This is a genomic window from Cytophagia bacterium CHB2, from assembly GCA_030263535.1.
GTDB lineage: Bacteria > Zhuqueibacterota > Zhuqueibacteria > Zhuqueibacterales > Zhuqueibacteraceae > Coneutiohabitans.
Window position 1 is genome coordinate 1 of record SZPB01000116.1, and the last position, 16,688, is coordinate 16,688.

Sequence of the window (16,688 nt, forward strand, 5' to 3'; positions counted from 1 at the left end):
GCGCCGAACAGGCGAAATGAGAGCGCCACCAGTTGGGAATACCACAGCGCGCGTTCATTCGGTTCGCCCGAGGGGAAAACAGCTTCCCCCGTTTTCACCAGGGAGTCGGCGGCATAATAATGATTGAGTTCGTCAATCCAGATGCTCGAGACATGCAATTGATAAAACCGCATGAAAATGCCCACGGCTAAAATGCCAAACAAGAAGAAATAACTCAAACCCCTGGGCATTTCGATTTGTTGCGAGGTTTTGTGCATATGAGGTGAAACCGTAATAATCCTTGCTCTTGTTTGTCTTTTTAGTTCAAACGTGCAGTTTTGCGTGATTTTCGCGCGGCCAGGCTTTGTGCGAGCGTGCGGCGCGCGGCAATGCGTTTCTTGCGCTGGCTTCACGTGAGGGCGAAGACAGATCAATCAACTCTTGCAAACGCTTTTGATAGCCGGCCGCAATTGCCTGCCATTGATATTCGTTCACCACTTTTTGATAGGCAAGATTCGCTATTGTGTTTTGATCAAGTTTACCGTCAACGATGGCGCACACGGCGCGCACGAAATCATCCCAGTCATCCGCAAAAATAATTTCTTTGCCATCCGCAAAGTTCAGGCCTTCTGCGGCCACGCGTGTGGCAACTATTGGCTTGGCATGGGCTGCATACTCGAGAATCTTCAAGCGTGTGCCGGATCCGGAAAGCAACGGCGCAATGCAAGCCGCCGCATGGTGCAGCAAGGGTTGCAAGTCTTCCACAAAGCCGGTGAACGCCAAGCCTTGATTAACGCGGCTGTAATCGGGGGATTGCGGCCCGCCCACCACCACAAACACGAGATCACGATTTTGCGCCTGCGCGCGCGGCGCCAGCTCTTCGGCAATCACGCGAATGGCTTCGGCATTGGGGGGATAATTCGTTTTGCCGAGAAACAGCACAAACGTTTTGTCGCGCAGCGGTGCTGGCAGCGTTTCTCTCGAATGTTTTTGTCGAATCTCCGGCAGGTTGATGCCGTTCGGCACGATCCAAATCTTTTCCGGAGAAATGCCAAAGCGCGCGCTCAAATGCCCGGCGTCGATTTCTGAACATACGACAACGCGATCACTGGCGTGAATGGCTTTGCGCTCGAGGCGCGCGGTGATCTGCGTAAACAGCGGCATGCGATAGGCGCGTTCGACATAAATAACTTCAACATTGTGCTCGATCAGGATCAACGGCGCCTGCCGCGCGCGCGCAAGCCGCTGTGCCAAAGGAAACGACCACAAATGTTCGCATTGCACCGCAGAGACCTCGATATCCGAAATGGCGCGCATGGCCCGTTGAAATACGCCGTTGCCATAACAACCCAAAATGGCGGGATTGAATCCGAAGGTTTTTCGAATGATCTGCGGAAATTGCATCGGCGCAAACATACGATGCTCGAGATCATTCTCTTGCGGCGCAGGCGCAAGCAAAACCGGGCGCAAATTTTCGAGATGCTGCAATAGATTCAGCATGCGCACATTCGCGCCGGTGTTGTGCGGCACGGTGGAGTGATAAGAAACGCAAAGCAAATGTTTTTCTGTTTTTGACATGGCGATTCTCACGACTCCAGCGCGGCGGCATACACTTCCGGTTTTGGCGTTTCCGTTTTGCGATTACCGAATTTTGCTGAAAAGGTATTCTTGATCTGGGCAATATCATTTTGATCGACCTCGCCGAACACTCTCAACAGTAGAATATAAAAAATCATGAGTACGGCAAACTTCGCGAGCAGCTCCCAGGCATTGTTGGTCGGAATGAAATGGGAGAGCGCGAAAACCGTTGTCGCAGCAAACAAAATGCGAACAAGCGAACGGAGGTTGATGAAGGCGTTAAAAATTCTTTTGACATAAAGTGAGTTGGCGATCACGCCCATCAACATGGTTGCTGTTGTTGCCGCCGCCGCGCCGACGGTGCCCCAGCGGGGAACACAATACCAATTGAGCAACACGTCAAGCGGCAATAAGGCGAATACAATGATGGTACACATTTTCATGCCGCCCTTGGCCATGGCAATCGTATTCACCACCATGAAGATGGCGTAGATCGACAAACCCGCCATCAGCACTCTCAGAATGCCTCCGGCGCCGGCGTAAGCTTCGCCAAAGAACATAGTTGCAATGGGGGTTGCCGAGGAAGACACCAGCGCCAGCGCCGGCAAAACCGTCAGCAACGTCAGACGCAGGGCCTGGCGAATGATATGTTCACTCTCGCGTTTTTGGCTTTGAGCAACGGCAAATGCCAGCGACGGCAATAGCGCACCGGCCAGGGCAATCGCAAACGAGTAGGGAATGCGACCGATGGTCGATGCCGCATTATAGAATCCGACCATGGCTTCGCTCATATAATATTTCACCGCCCAGAGATCAATATAAAAAAATAAATTCATGCCGATTGAGTACAGAATATTCGGGACAATGAAGTGCAGCAACTCTGGCTTTGAAATCTCGGCAGATTGTTTCGGTAGACGCGTCCACCACATTCCCAGCGCCAAACCACACAGCGATCCCAAAATATTTCCAATAAAAGCGCCGGTCACGCCGTACCCCCCAAGCAAGAGAAGCGTGATAAACGCAAACTTGGAAACGGAGTAGACGCTGGCAATAACGGTCTGCCGGCCAAAATTCTTCAGCCCAATTTGCATGCCGGCGTAATACCAATAAAAGCTGAAAAACAAAATATCAATAATGGCAATCTGCAATATCGCGGCAAGGCGCGAGTCATTGAATATGCCGAGAAAAAAGCGTGCTGTTAAAAAAGCGAGGCCGAACACAACTGCGGTATAGACTATCTGCCAGCGTAACATCACGCGATGCAGGGCAAACGCTTTTGTGGGGTTTTCGCCGACAAACCGTTGCAGCGCATTGGGAATGCCGGCCACCACACAGAGCTCGAACACCATCAACAACGAGTACACAATGCCATAAGCGCCAAACTCTTCCGGGCCGAGCCAGCGCGCTAGCACCACGCTAACGCCATAACCGCTCGCGAGAAACAGTATCTGTCCGAGAAGAAGCAAAAATGCGCCGCGCCATAACATGATCGTCATTCATCCTATGCGTTCAGTGAAGCTTGTGCTGTTCTGGCAGCCGCCGCGTTATCCGCGAAATCAGCCGTCGTTTCCGGCGTCACACTCATTGCAATTCTGCTAATCTCCTCTCCGATGCGATTGAGATTGCAATGTTCTTCAAAAGTTCTGCGGCTTTCCTCAGCAATGCGCCGCCGCAGCGCCTCATTGTTTTTCAGATATTGGATCATCTCCGCTAATGCTTCTGCATCACCGGCGGGGCACATGACGCAATTTTTTTCATGCTGCAGCAATTCCCGATTCCCCGGCGAATCGCTCACGATCACGGCTTTGCCCATTGCGATCATTTGAAAGCATTTATAGCCGATGACCAGCTCCGCTTTCGGCGTCACACCGAACTGGCCGCCGAGACAAATGTCGGCTTGCGCAATGCGATCAACCAGTTCCTCGCGACTGACCCAATCGATAAACGTGATGTTCGTCACGTTAAGTTCCTGCGCGAGACGGATGATTTCCGCCTTGGTTTGCCCGCGCCCGATGATTTCAAAGCGCAAGTCTTTTTTGTTGCGTAAAAGATGCGCGGCCTGCACGATATATTCTATGCCTTGCAGCGGAATAAATGTGCCGTAGAACAGCACGGTGCAATCCCGACTTGCCCTCTTCTGCTGCGGGCGAAAGAGCGGGTCTGCTCCAATGAATACCCGCCGGAATTTTTCAAGAGGAAGGTTGTAAAGTTGGGCGAAATACTTCGCATGCGAGAGCGTATCCGTGAGCACAGTATCGGACAAACGAAACAGAAACCGATCATACCATTTCAACCATTTCGCTTGCAGCGAATGCGCCTCAACATAGCCGCGATCCACCACCAACGTTTCATAAAGCGAAATATGAACGTTGAAAATTAATGGAATGCGTTTGCGTTTGGTATAAAACTTGGCCAGTGGAACGTCGAAATAGCCGGGATAGCCGACGATCACCGCATCCAACTCCGGCAGGCGAAACAATTTTGCGCAGAGTGAAATGCCATTCTTGAGGAATGCCAGGCCAAACGTGAGCGTGCGCCAGAGGCCTTTGTAATTGTTCGCGGCGTCTCGTTTGGATGCAGCGGGCAGGTTGCACTCCACCACTTCGATTCCCGCTTGGCGCATGCCGAGAATATGCGTCGAGTTGTGCGGCTCGTTCCAATCGTAAGAGCCGTAATAGCAAACTCTGAGCTTCTTATTCATCTCTCACGCCAGCATCTCTTGCAGAGGCGCATCAAAAATCTCGCGCTTTTTAGCCGGCTGTGTGTAATGCCGAATCGTCTCAAATGTCTCTTGCGCGTGATTTTTCTTTGACACGCCCACGACCACCGAAGCGACATTCGGCAACGCAAAAAGATACTCGTAGGCTTCCTTCGGTTTCAAGTAGCCTGCCGCCAGCGTGCTCATCGCGAGCAGTTGCAGGCGATGCTCCCGCAGCGTTTGCTCGAATGCCTCGCGCGAAGGATTAACCTGATAACCAAGCTTGTTGATCGAGGCCATGATCAACGGATTCTCCACGCCGGTGCGGTTGAGCAGGTTCATCAGCTTGCCCAGGTTTTTCGTGCAAAAGGCGGGAATGGCTTTGTACTTGCTTTGCACGTGGTCGGCGTAGAGCCGGAAGACTTCCGGTACATCCCAGCCCAGCGCCAGATCCGTCATGACGTCGTGCAAGAAGATCGCGCGCAAATTGAGATTCGCGAACGGCGCTACTTCGAAGTCGATCATTGCCGTGAGGATTTTTTTGAAGTCTTTGGTGAGCAAGCCCATCCCGCCGCGCCAGAACATGCCCATCTTGTCCTGAAACGAAGTGCCGCTCAGTGAATCTCTGACAATGTTGACCAGGCCCTTCTCATTCGCTTGTTTGATATATTTTGCAACATAGGGAACCAACAGGTAGATGCCGAGTTCGCCGCGCAAACGGCGATCTTTCTGAATCTCCTCGGCCACAACAAAGGCGCGCTCGTGTGTGGACATCATCATCGCTTTCACGCCGTGATCGAACGAAAAGTTGACAATATCCATAATCCGTGAGGCGTCGCTGAAATAAGCTTCCCGCTCGTTGCCGGCCTGCGCTTCGAGGTGATTAACGCCGAAAAACTGATTATGGCCCAAAATGATTTTATCGATCATGTCTATCTCGATTAAATTTTGTTCTCGCTTTGCCAAAACGTCTGCCATCAAATTTTCATCGGCTCGCCGTGCTTTGCGGCGGAGGAATAAACCGCATCCACGATTTTCTGAACCTCATGGGCGTTCTTCACGTCGCTTTCAACCAGCTTTCCGTGCTTAACAGCGTTGATAAAATCGGCGTCTTGCCGGGTGTATTGCGGCCCGCCGAGATCGATGGCAACGCCTTCGAACAAATCCGGCTTCATAAAATTTGTCCAGCCTGCGGAAAAGCCGGCGGCCGGTTTATCCAAGAAGAGCTTCACATAGTCGTCGCAGACGCTCAAGTTGCCATTGGCGGCATGCACGTTGATGCTGACTTCGAGCAGGCGATGGTGCCGCACACTCCAGGAGGAATCGAACCAGCCGGTCACGCCGTTGGCGAATTCGAAGTGTACGTGGGCAAAATCCTCGACTTCTTGTGAATACCAATTGCGCGTGTGCGCAGAGATGTAATTCACCTGCCCAAAATACCAATGCAACAAATCGATCAAATGGGTGGCCTGTCCGATCACCACACCGCCGCCGGATTCTTTTTTGTCGTAGCGCCAGCCTTTGCCCGTCTTAAAAAGTTGCGAAACATAAATCGTCGCGTTAAACGTAATGATTTCGCCAAGCGCGCCGGATTGCAGCAGTTCCCTGGCTTTCGCGAACGTCTCGACATAGCGCATCATGTAGCCGACCATCGTGCAAAGCTTCTTTTTCTCAATGTCGGCGACGAGCCCGTCGGCGTCGCGGCTTACGATACTCAGAGGTTTTTCCAGAAAAAACGGAATGCCGCGTTTGACGCATTCTGCGGCCATGGGGACATGCAAAAACACGGGCGTCGCCAACACGGCCGCATCGGGTTTGGCCTTGTCGAGCATTTCACGATAATCATCGTAAATGTTCAAGTCATCTTTCAAGCTTTGAGCGAAGCCGAGTAAAAATTTCGAAGTGTCGGCGATGGCGCTCAATCGCACGCCTTCCAATCCGTTCATGATGCCGGCATGCAAGAGTCCCATCTTGCCGATGCCGACCACTGCAACATTAAGCATTTATACTCCTGGTGGTATGTAGAAACCAAAAAATCGTTCAGACGTTAGGCCTGCCGCATCAAACATCCAACAAACTATCGGCTCATTGCTTAACGCCTGCAGCAAAGCTCGCACGTTCAAGTTGACGGCACGGGGCAACTGCGTCATCAACGATCATGATGAGGTAAACGTTTTTTTGCGTAGGAGCCCGCTTTTGCCGGAGCGGAGTCTATTTTGACCTTTGCGCCGGCAAAGCCGTTGGTCGCCTCGGGCTTTTCCTGCTGAATTGCCTGCAATTCCAACTTTTTGATGCGGTATAGCGTGTCCTCCTGCAGCCGGCGGTTCCCGGCAATGAGATCAGCGACCAGGCCGATCATCGCAATTTGGAATCCGACAATCATCAAAACGGCGGAGAGAATCAACGATTGCACGTGGCCGCCGCCGCCGGCAGTGAAATAGTAATACAAGAATCGGCCGGCGCCGAGCATACCGAGGCCGAAAACAATTCCACCGACCCAGGAAAACGCTTTGAGCGGCTCGTACATGACATAAATGCGCAGGATGGTGCCGATGCTGCGCTTCAAATAATCCGGGATGCTGGTGAACAGGCGCGATTCACGCAGCTTGCCGTTGGTGCTGATCTCGACATGGGTGAGGGCAATGTGTTTTTTGCCCGCTTGAATGATGGTTTCGAGCGTATACGTGAAGCGCGAGATGACATTCATGCGCAGCGCGGCTTCGCGACTGTAGGCGCGAAATCCACTGGTGGCGTCAGGCACCGTGGTTTCGGAAACGTGGCGCACGACCCAACTGCCGAGTTTCTGGAGTTTGATCTTGAGCGGCGAGAAATGTGAGATATTCTCCACCTGGCGATCGCCGATGACCATGTCCGCTTTGTGCTCGAGGATAGGCCGCACGAGTTTTTCAATGTCTTTGCCGCTGTATTGATTGTCGGCGTCGGTGTTGACAATGATGTCGGCGCCGAGTTTGACGCATGCGTCCAGGCCGGCCATGAAGGCTTCCGCCAGGCCTTTGCGGCTGGTGAAGCGCACGAGATGGTCGACGCCGTTTTCACGCGCGACAAGCGAGGTGCGATCCGTGCTGCCGTCGTCAATGATAAGGGTTTCAATCTCGTCGATGCCGTCGATGTGCGTGGGCAAATCGCGCAGGGTCAACGGCAAGGTCTGCTCTTCATTCAAGCAGGGAATTTGGATGATGAGTTTCATGCTCCTACCACAGTCTCGATGTTATACTCCTTTTGTTCGCGGGCGTGCGTATAGGTGATCATTTCACCGATCAGGCCGATGGAAATCATCTGCAAACCGATCACCAGCAGAAGCACGCTCAACAACAGCAGCGGTCTGCCGGCAATCGCGCCAAAACCAAAGAGTCGATAAAAGAATAAATACGCGCTCATGCCCGCGCCGGCCAGCGTGAAAATAAATCCAAAAAAGCCGAGAAAGTGCAACGGCTTTTTGGAATACTTCGTTACAAAAATCACGGCAACGATGTCGAGCAGGCGCTGGATATATTCGCTGACGTAGCGCGATTGGCGAAACGTGCCGGCAAGTTGCTCGATTTGTTCCTCGGTCACGCGATAGCCTTTGCGCGCCGCCAAAACCGGGATAAAGATATTGAGATCGCCGTAGAAAATGATGTTGTCCAACACCTCGCGTGAGGTTGCAATCACGCTGGAATTGATGTCGTGGACCTGCAATTTGCCAAACCGTTGCACGATCCAATTAAAGCTGCGCGAAACCATGCGATTCAAGCCGGAATCTTTGCGCGGGGTGCGCCAGCCCACGACGAGATCATTTCCGGCATCCATTTTCAGCAACAGTTTGGGCAGAGATTTTAAATTCACGCGCACACGGGCAGCGGCGAACACGATGCGTTCTCCCAGGGCGTGTTTGAGGCCGGCGTCGAGCGCCGAGGTTTCGCCGAAGCTCGAGCGCATGCGAATCAATTTGACCTGAGCATCTTTGCGCGCAAGCTTTTCCAGCTCCAGCCAGGTGTTATCCGTGCTTGCGTCATCGACAAAGATAATCTCGAAGGCCTTGCCGTACGCTTGCAGCCCCTGGCACAAATCCTGATAGATACCCGCAACCTCACCGCCCATGTTCATGATCGGCACAATGATGGAGACATGCACGAACTTTTCATCGCGGCCATTCGCCGATGACGGCGTTGTTGCCAGCGCCGGGGTGAGTGTTTTTTCAGTTTGTCGTGCCATGATAGTACTTGAATTCATAGAGACGCTCGTCACGTTTTTGACCTGTACCAACCACGCTGTTGGCGATCAAGCCATAAAATAGAAAATTAATGCCCGCGGCAAACAGCAGGAAAGCGACGGACATCAAGACGTTCAGCTCGTCGCTGCCGACAAATTGATTTTGACGCCATTCCAGGAGCAACGCCAGCAAGGCGGCGAGACCCAGCCCGTTGAAAAACACCGTCAACGCGCCAAAAAAGTGCAGCGGCCGGGTGAGATATTTGAGCAACAAATTCAACGTCATCAAATCCATGATCACGCGAAAGGTGCGCGTGATATTATATTTCGATTGCCCGAATTTGCGCTCATGATGATTCACCACCATCTCGCTGATGCGCGCGCCTTCGATGCGCGCGAGCGCGGGAATGAACCGGTGCAATTCTCCGTACAAGCGGATTTTCTGCACCACTTCAGAGCGATAGGCTTTGAGCGAACAGCCGGTGTCGTGCAAATCCACGCGTGTGGTCTTGCGAATCAAACGATTAGCGATTTTGCTCGGAATCTTGCGAATCACCAGCTTGTCTTTGCGATTCTTGCGCCAACCGCTGACGATGTCAAATCCTTCTTCCAGCTTGGCCACGACGTTGGGAATGTCCTTGGGGTCGTTTTGCAAATCGCCGTCCATCGTAACCACAACCTCGCCGCGCGCATGATCGAACCCGGCCGCCATTGCGGCGGACTGGCCATAATTGCCGCGGAATTTTACCACGCGTACATGCACATCATTCCGGGCGATTTGTTGCAGCAATTCGAATGTCCGGTCGGTGCTGCCGTCGTCGACAATAACGATCTCATAGCTTTTGCCCCATGCCTGCATCGCCGCGCTGATCGCGCGGTGCAGCAGCGGCACGTTCTCTTCCTCATTCATTACCGGAATGACAATGCTGCAATAGATTTTTTCAGTGGTTTTTGCCATTGCGAAATTCCGGTTGCTCGAGATCGATGCTATTGAGATCCAATGGCTGCGTTTTTATCTCAGCCCGTTGGTGTGTTTCCAGATCAGAGGTTTCTGCCTCGCGGCGTAATTGATCAATTTCAGGAGCCAATGAACGCGCTGTTGCAAGCATGCTCGGTAATGCCGGCATGGAATTCCTGGTTGCCGGGCGCCGTGTGAATGCGCCATAAAATTTTAGTGTGCGCACAAACGCTGCGATGGGCAACATGATCGCCAACTCGAACAAGGCCACGCGCAGGTTGGCGGGATGAAAAAGCGATGCAAAAAAATCTCGTGACGAATCGGATTTGTGCACGGCGCCGAAAATATCCCACGAAATATCGTAGAATTGCATGCTCAACGGCCAGAGCAACGTCATGCCGTAAGGCGGCGCGCTGTCGACGGTGAACAGATCGAGGAGAAGATGCGAACTCACCGCTGTGAAGAACAGCAAAAAATAGGGCAAAAATCTCCCGCGTTTGCGCCAGTAGAAAAGGCCGCCCAACGCGCCGACAATCGCCGCAAAGCCCAAGCTGTGCGTCTGATAATGATGGTAACGATTCGGTTCGCCGACGAGATAGCCGGGCAGAAAATCGATGTCCGGCAAATTGGCCAGAACCATCAATATCAAAACATCCAGCCAAAAACTTCTTGTCAAGCGCAACGATGCGCCTTCAGCGATGGTGTATCCCATGAGCGAATGGGCAAACGGCAGAGGCATGTTCGGATTCCTAATTCTTCGTTGCTGATCGTTGGTCGTTGGTTGCTTCGTCGTGATCGCCATAACGCAGGCGCCGGTAGCGCGCCCGCCAATCATTCAATCTTTTGCTCTCCGAGGCCTTTTCATAAACGCCTTCAAAAAAAGCCGCGCGTGCGGCAGCAAAACGATCATGAAAAATCTTGATATGGCAATTGCGCTTGGCCTGGCCGTTCCATTTGAACTTGTAGGGTTCGTCGCCACGCGACAGATCAAGCTCGCTCCAGCGGTTTTGAATACAATCTTCAATGGCCATGCCCAGCAGCACGTTGCCGGCGCTGAACTTGTGAAATTGCGGCGCATGCGCATAGGTGTCGCCGTAATATTTACCGTTGCTCACATAGCCCGCGAGTCCGGCGGCAGGCTGGCCGTCGGCATAGAGCAGGTAAAGACGATAATCACCGCGATGCGAGAGGCGCCGGCAGACTTCTTCCTCAAATTTAAAGACGCTTTCTTCCGCAAATCGCCCCGCGCCTTTTTCTTGCTGCCAGCGCGCTTGATAGATTGTCACGAGATCGCGAAAGCCATCAAACACGGCCGAAGAGTTTGTAAAAATCTTAAACTCTGTTTTGAAGGTTTTATCCAAAAACCGGCGATCATAGCCGACATCTTTGCGCGTGCGCTTGCTCAACGTCTGTAAAAAACTTTCCCAATCCGTAGTCAGTGGAATGCTCACGCAGATACGTTGATGTTCCACGCCAAAAAGCGGAAACGCGTCGCGCATTTGCTGGAAAAGATGCGGAAGATTCGTTGAGTTTTCCGGGACATCCTTAAGCTCAACCAACCGCCAGTTCTCATTACCGCTTTTCAAATACTCCCGAACTTCGCGAAAAAAAAACGCCTCGCGCCCGGCGGAGATGATGAAGTCGAGATAATCACCGCGTTTTTGCCCGATGAAGCCGAGATGCCGCAACGGAAAGCCATAAAACTTCTTGCGGAGATAAAATGGCGCGATACCGACAAGCTTATCGTCTTCGTGAACCAGCAAAAGGCGCAAGGAATCCTCGTCGCCAAAATTTTTCCACCACGCAAAATTCCATTCCCAGGATTGAAACGGCGTGTGATTGGGATTGCTGCGATAAAGCGCATCCCAAGCGGATTGCAGGCTTTCGAACTCGGAGGTGGTTGTGACGACGCGTAATGACATTTTAATGTTTCATGCAATTTATTGGATCAGGCCATTTCAAGTGAATCTTTTTCAAGTGCGATAAAAATTGAATGTTCAAAAAGATTCTTCTCAAATAGCAGACGGCAAGCTAGACAAAATCAGGTTGAAATCAGCTCGGCTGCCCGATGCGTCGATTCCACCACGGCTTTGATCAACGTGACGCGCAAGCCGCCTTCTTCCAATTTCAACAAACCGTCGATCGTGCAGCCGGCCGGCGTGGTGACGGCGTCTTTGAGCAATGCCGGATGCGCTTCGGTGTCAAGCACCATCCTGGCGGCGCCGTGACACATTTGCGCGGCCAGCTCGGTGGCGACATTGCGCGGCAAGCCGACTTTCACGCCGCCTTCTGCCAGCGATTCCAGCACCACGTAAATAAACGCCGGGCCGCTTGCGCTCAGCGCCGTCACCGCATCCATATGCTTTTCATCCAAAATCAGGGTGCGGCCAACCGCGTCAAAAAGCCGGCGCGCTTGCGTGAGATGTTCTGGCGTGGCGTGTTTGCCCGCGCACAGAACCGTCATGCCTGCGCCGATGAGGCTGGGCGTGTTGGGCATGGCGCGCACAACCGGTATATTCGCCTCAAGATATTTTTCAATGAACGCCGTGGTGGCAGACGCGACGATCGAAATCACCAGATGATGCGGCCGGATATGCGGCTTGATCTCGGCAAGCACCTCGCGCATGGCCTGCGGTTTTATGCCGAGCAGAACAATCCCGGCTTGTTGCACAGCGGCGATATTGTTTGACATTGCCGTCACACCCAGGCGTTGGGCGATTTCCTCGACGCGCTCGGCATGTCTGGCGGTTGCAATAATTTGCTCGGCCTGAAACAGGCCGGCCTCACGCAACGCTTTGATAAGCGTGCCGCCCATCTTGCCGGCGCCGAGCACGGCTAACTTCGAATTCATTTCCATCACCTTCCGTCTCCTATCCCTGAGATTGTAACTGGCTGCGCGATTCTCGTGCGCCATCATTTGACATCAAGAATATCGCCGGTCGCGCACGGTTCAAAACGATTCCTTGGGAATAACTTGAGTTGTTTGTCCGGATTCTGCGGGACGGCTTTTCTCAAGTTGTTCTTTCGCCAACAAGTACCACAAACCGCCGAGCAATGCAAGCGCCACGGATTGCGCAAAGATCATCAACGAGAGCGACAAAGCCTGCGCTTGCGCCACACCGGCTTGCGCAAAGAAAAAGACAAATGCGCCTTCGCGAATGCCAAGACCCGCCAACGAGACGGGCAGCAAGGCAATCGTCGTAATCAATGGAATATAAATGAAGTAATGCCAGATTGCCAGTTCAATGCCAAGTGAACGCCCGACAAGATAAATAATAAAAATGCCGAGAATTTGATAGAGCCACGTCAATGCCAGCAACAACAGCAGGGCCCGGCGCGATTGACCGTACACCAGGATGCTCGCGCGAAAACCGGCAATTTTATCGGCAAGCGAGTTTAAGCCCAAGCGCTGCAGCGCCGTTTGCAGCAATCCGGCGGCGTTTTTTTGCAACAACACACTCACCGCAGTGATGAACGCAACCAGGCCGGCGAGCACAAGCCAGAAGAGTCTGGCCTCCTGCAGCGCGCGACTGACCGGGATGGCAACGATAAGCGCCAACATAAAAATAACAAGAAAGCCGATCACACGTGTGACAAAGAGCGAACCCGCGGCATCGACGCGATGCTTGAGATAACGCCCCAGGCGATAGGCGCGAATCACATCCATCGCCACACTTGTAGGCAGAAACGTGCCGAAAAAGCTGCCGACACAATGCACTTCAAGCGTCTTGATAAACGGCGGCGCACTGTGATGCGCCGCCAATAAAATTTGCCAGCAATAAGTCACGAGTACTTGCTGCATGAGAAAGAGCACAAAGGCCGCCAACCAGAGATTGAGGTTGGTTGCAGCAAATGCTGCAAGAATTTGTTGCAGATCAACCTTCCAAAGCAACAGCGCCATGAGGGCAAGGCTGAAGGCTACTTTCATCCAGAGTTTCATGAGTCAGGTTATTCCTGCCCGGAAAATTCGTTCGAACGCTATGCGTGATCCACATGCGAGCGGCACCACAACTCGAACATCATCAATCCCCATAACCGGTGTGAATGATTATGGGCTTTGCTTTTGTGTTCGGAGATCAATTGCCGGACGTATTGCTGATTGAACAAGCCGCGCTGTTTAATCACCTCCGGGGAAAGGTATTCTTCGAACAGGTTTTGCACGGGCGCATCTTCGCGCATCCAATTTTTCATGGGCACGCTGTGACCGAGCTTGTCTTTGCGATAAACGATTTCATCGGGCAGCTCGCCGGCCATGATTTTGTGCAACAACACTTTGGTTTCGCCGCCCTTGCCGATTTTCAACGCGCTGGGAATACGCGCGGTATACTCGACCAAGCGATAATCCAGCAGCGGCACGCGGCCTTCAACGCCAAACTGGCGAATCAATTCCATGCGACGGAGGTAGAAGCCGACGACGGAATAATAATCGCCGTATAGGGTCGAGCTTAACTCGTCGCGACCGTCGGCTTCCGCATAAATCTCCAGCAATTCTGCAAACGGATTGAAGCCATTCACGTGCGCCAATGCTTCCGGCATGAACAGCCGGCGCAATTCTTCAGTGGTATAATAAATGCGCCAGCGATTGCTGTGCAGCGAAGCCGGAAACGCTGTGCTGTAGGAAAAACGTTTTGCCTTTACCACCAGACTTTTTTTGGAGTCGGTATCCGGCAGCCATTGCAAAGTCTTGGTGAGCGGCTGGCGAATGAATCCTGGAATCTTGTCGAAGGTTTTGGCGGCACGATCTGCAAGATAAACCGGATGGCCGCCGAACAACTCATCGCCGCCGTCGCCGGTCAAGACGTAGTCGGCAAATTCTTTGACTTTCGAGCCGAGCAGCAACGAAGCGATTTCAATGCCAATATCCGAAAACGGCTCTTGCGCCGATTGCGCCACGCGCGCAAGCTGCTGCGCTGCATCGTCGGCGGTGTATTCGACTTGATGGTGTTGCGTGTCATAGCGTTCGGACATCACGCGCGCATAATGCGATTCATCGAACGTTTTGCCGTGACAGCGGAAGGAAAACGTATGAATCGGCTGTTGCAACGCGCTGCGCATGAAATGGACCACCGAGCTGGAATCCATACCGCCGCTGAGAAACGCGCCCGCGCGATAGCCGCTGTTGAGGCGGAGGCGCACGGCATCGCGCATTAATTCGAGCAGCTCAGTTTTGTACGTCGCATCATCCTTGTTGAATGGTTCAGCAAAGGAGGGCCGCCAATACTGTTCGATGCTCATTTTGCCGCGCTCGATCTTGATAAAAAATCCCGGACGCAGCGTACTGACTCCGGCAAAAATCGTTTCGTAGCCGGGATTATAATTGAACAACAGATAGCGCTGCACCACGCCGAAGTTGAGTTCGCGTCCGATCGCCGGAATGCGTGTGAGCCGCTGCAACTCGCTCGAGAAATAGAGCATGCCTTCCCGGCGGCTGTAATAGACCGGCTCCACGCCGAGATGATCGCGTATCAGATAGAACCGCTGCGCCGGCGCATCATACAGCGCAATCACGAAATTACCGTTGATCTGCCGGCAGAATTTTTCACCGAGTTTATAATAAAGCTGCAAGAGGATGGCGGCGTTGTTGGCCGTCGCTTGCAGGCGGGCTTGCGAGAGGTATTGTTTGATCAACTCGCCGCGGTTAAAAAGATTGCCGTGAATCGCGGCAAAACTGCCTTTGTCATCTTGATAAACGGCGAGGCTGGCGTCCAACGTTGGAACACCCGCGGCCGTCATGGCGACGGCAGCCTCATGCGCAGCCGCGTGGAAACGAATCTCGCCGCGCTCGCGATCGTGCAGAAACGAATGCAAAAGCGTGTTGCGGTCTTCGAGCGCTGCGGCGCTCGACGCGTCTTTCGTGGCAGAATTCTGTCCGATAATGCCGAATATCATTTTTGACCTATTCTATGCGTGCCCTCTTGGCGGGGCTGAGTTAGTGAATCAAGTTTGGAGAACAAAGATTGTGCTCAGTTTTGACCAAGATTTCGTGTAAATGCCGGCGCATGCGCGTGAAATTTTTGTATCAAAATCTCGCGCAAGCTTTTACGGCCATCGCCCGGCAAGCGAAAAACGTATTGATCTTCCAGGCGCGGCACGTTGAACAAATCCTCTCCGCGGCGGTTGCTCGGGCGCTGCGCGACAATGCCCCAGTAATTGACATGATAACCGGCTTGTTGTGAGAGTTTCACCGCCAGCTTGCTGCCCATGAACCACGGATAGCAAAGCTGCGTCACGGTTTTGCCCGGCAGCCGTTCTTCAATCAATTGCTTGGATTGTTTCAAATCCGTCAAAATTGCTTCTTTTTGCTCCACCGGCGTTTCAAAGCGGGTCATGCTGTGCTGTTTTCGGGCATGGCGATAAAAGGCAAACAATTCCTTGCGCCAATCGCGCTGCGCAAAAAATTTCTCGTTGCCATGCTGGGCGACGAAATTCGCGCTGGCTTCGCGTAATGCTTCGTCATCAAAGAACTGTAAACGGCCTGCCATGCGCGGTTCAGCGCGATAAATCGGGGTTCCGAGCGCGATCTTGCGGCCAAAATCCAAAACTCCGTGATTGCGATAAACCGGTACGTTGATGTTTCCAAAAAAATAAGTTTGAAATCTTGGGTGAAAAAAGTCCACCACCTTGTTTTCTATGCAAGCCTGATGGTGATGCATGGTGTGTGATTGAAAATCGATCACACCACTATCATGCATTACGCGAATTTCATGCCACGAGCACAGCGGGAAGCTGGATTGTTCTCGCGCAAGCAAATCTTCCGAGGAGGCGCGATGCGCAATGTAATCGTCGTAAGTTTTGCTTGCCGGCGCATTTTTTGGCGTCAGACCCGGGATGATAAAACTGATGGCCTTGAAACCATATTTGCGCAGCAACGCAAACGCGACCGTCCACAACGAGGCGCGGCCGTCATCGAACGTGAGCACGATGCTGCGCTCGGGAATCGGTTTCTCGCCTGCAATGCACGCTCGAAACTCTTCGCCGTCGAGTGTGCGATAGCGGTTAGCTGCGAGAAATTGCAGTTTTTCTTCGAACGAGACCGGTTCAACGGTGTGAAAATGAAAAACTGGAATCTCATTGCGCAGCGGGTCGGGCTTGGTGGAAAACATAAAGCCCGGATAATTGCGCTGCACCAGCGCAAGAATATCCGGCCCGTTCTTGCGATAACTCCACTGGAGTTTGTTGGTAAGCGTTGCGAGCATGCGTTGTACGTCGATTCTCGACCCAAGAAGGTTCGCCGAGATGTTACCTTAATTCATAATAGTACCA

Annotated in this window: 15 protein-coding genes; all 15 read right to left on the minus strand. The window is 52.7% G+C overall.

All coding sequences use genetic code 11. The features are described 5' to 3' along the window. Nucleotides 1-257: hypothetical protein (locus FBQ85_12935; protein ID MDL1876058.1), on the minus strand; the 257-nt coding region annotated here is incomplete at its 3' end. 46 nt (nt 258-303) lie between these two features. After that, on the minus strand, nt 304-1,557 hold the full coding sequence (locus FBQ85_12940; protein ID MDL1876059.1) for a glycosyltransferase family 4 protein: 1,254 nt from the start codon (nt 1,555-1,557) through the stop codon (nt 304-306). Nucleotides 1,558-1,565: 8 nt separating this feature from the next. Then, nucleotides 1,566-3,053, minus strand: coding sequence for a polysaccharide biosynthesis protein (locus tag FBQ85_12945; protein ID MDL1876060.1), 1,488 nt, complete (start codon nt 3,051-3,053; stop codon nt 1,566-1,568). A gap of 5 nt (nt 3,054-3,058) precedes the next feature. Further along, the gene (locus tag FBQ85_12950; protein MDL1876061.1) at nt 3,059-4,258 is read right to left on the minus strand and encodes a glycosyltransferase family 4 protein; all 1,200 of its coding nucleotides are present in this window, start codon (nt 4,256-4,258) and stop codon (nt 3,059-3,061) included. Between the two features lie 3 nt (nt 4,259-4,261). Further along, the gene (locus tag FBQ85_12955) at nt 4,262-5,185 is read right to left on the minus strand and encodes a hypothetical protein (GenBank protein MDL1876062.1); all 924 of its coding nucleotides are present in this window, start codon (nt 5,183-5,185) and stop codon (nt 4,262-4,264) included. A 47-nt stretch (nt 5,186-5,232) separates the two neighbouring features. Further along, complete coding sequence (locus tag FBQ85_12960) at nt 5,233-6,258, minus strand: Gfo/Idh/MocA family oxidoreductase (protein ID MDL1876063.1); 1,026 nt, start codon at nt 6,256-6,258, stop codon at nt 5,233-5,235. Nucleotides 6,259-6,404: 146 nt separating this feature from the next. Continuing rightward, nucleotides 6,405-7,463: a glycosyltransferase family 2 protein gene (locus FBQ85_12965; GenBank protein ID MDL1876064.1), complete on the minus strand. Its 1,059-nt coding sequence runs from the start codon at nt 7,461-7,463 to the stop codon at nt 6,405-6,407. After that, nucleotides 7,460-8,488, minus strand: coding sequence for a glycosyltransferase (locus FBQ85_12970; protein ID MDL1876065.1), 1,029 nt, complete (start codon nt 8,486-8,488; stop codon nt 7,460-7,462). Before FBQ85_12970 ends, FBQ85_12965 begins: the two co-directional genes overlap by 4 nt. Then, a complete protein-coding gene (locus FBQ85_12975; GenBank protein ID MDL1876066.1) occupies nt 8,454-9,425 on the minus strand; it encodes a glycosyltransferase family 2 protein in 972 nt (323 codons plus the stop codon). Before FBQ85_12975 ends, FBQ85_12970 begins: the two co-directional genes overlap by 35 nt. Continuing rightward, nucleotides 9,409-10,260 carry a metal-dependent hydrolase gene (locus FBQ85_12980; protein MDL1876067.1) on the minus strand — a complete coding sequence of 284 codons (852 nt, stop codon included), beginning with the start codon at nt 10,258-10,260 and terminating at the stop codon, nt 9,409-9,411. The genes FBQ85_12975 and FBQ85_12980 overlap by 17 nt, the downstream gene beginning before the upstream one ends. Further along, nucleotides 10,175-11,347 carry a GNAT family N-acetyltransferase gene (locus tag FBQ85_12985; GenBank protein ID MDL1876068.1) on the minus strand — a complete coding sequence of 391 codons (1,173 nt, stop codon included), beginning with the start codon at nt 11,345-11,347 and terminating at the stop codon, nt 10,175-10,177. Before FBQ85_12985 ends, FBQ85_12980 begins: the two co-directional genes overlap by 86 nt. 119 nt (nt 11,348-11,466) lie before the next feature. Then, entirely contained in the window at nt 11,467-12,282 is an 816-nt protein-coding gene (gene proC, locus FBQ85_12990; protein ID MDL1876069.1) for a pyrroline-5-carboxylate reductase, read from the minus strand. Nucleotides 12,283-12,375: 93 nt separating this feature from the next. Beyond that, nucleotides 12,376-13,365 carry a flippase-like domain-containing protein gene (locus tag FBQ85_12995; GenBank protein ID MDL1876070.1) on the minus strand — a complete coding sequence of 330 codons (990 nt, stop codon included), beginning with the start codon at nt 13,363-13,365 and terminating at the stop codon, nt 12,376-12,378. Between the two features lie 38 nt (nt 13,366-13,403). Beyond that, on the minus strand, nt 13,404-15,314 hold the full coding sequence (locus tag FBQ85_13000; protein MDL1876071.1) for a hypothetical protein: 1,911 nt from the start codon (nt 15,312-15,314) through the stop codon (nt 13,404-13,406). Between the two features lie 74 nt (nt 15,315-15,388). Beyond that, nucleotides 15,389-16,621 (minus strand): polysaccharide deacetylase, encoded by a 1,233-nt coding sequence (locus FBQ85_13005; protein ID MDL1876072.1) that lies wholly within the window; start codon nt 16,619-16,621, stop codon nt 15,389-15,391. Nucleotides 16,622-16,688: the final 67 nt, after the last annotated feature.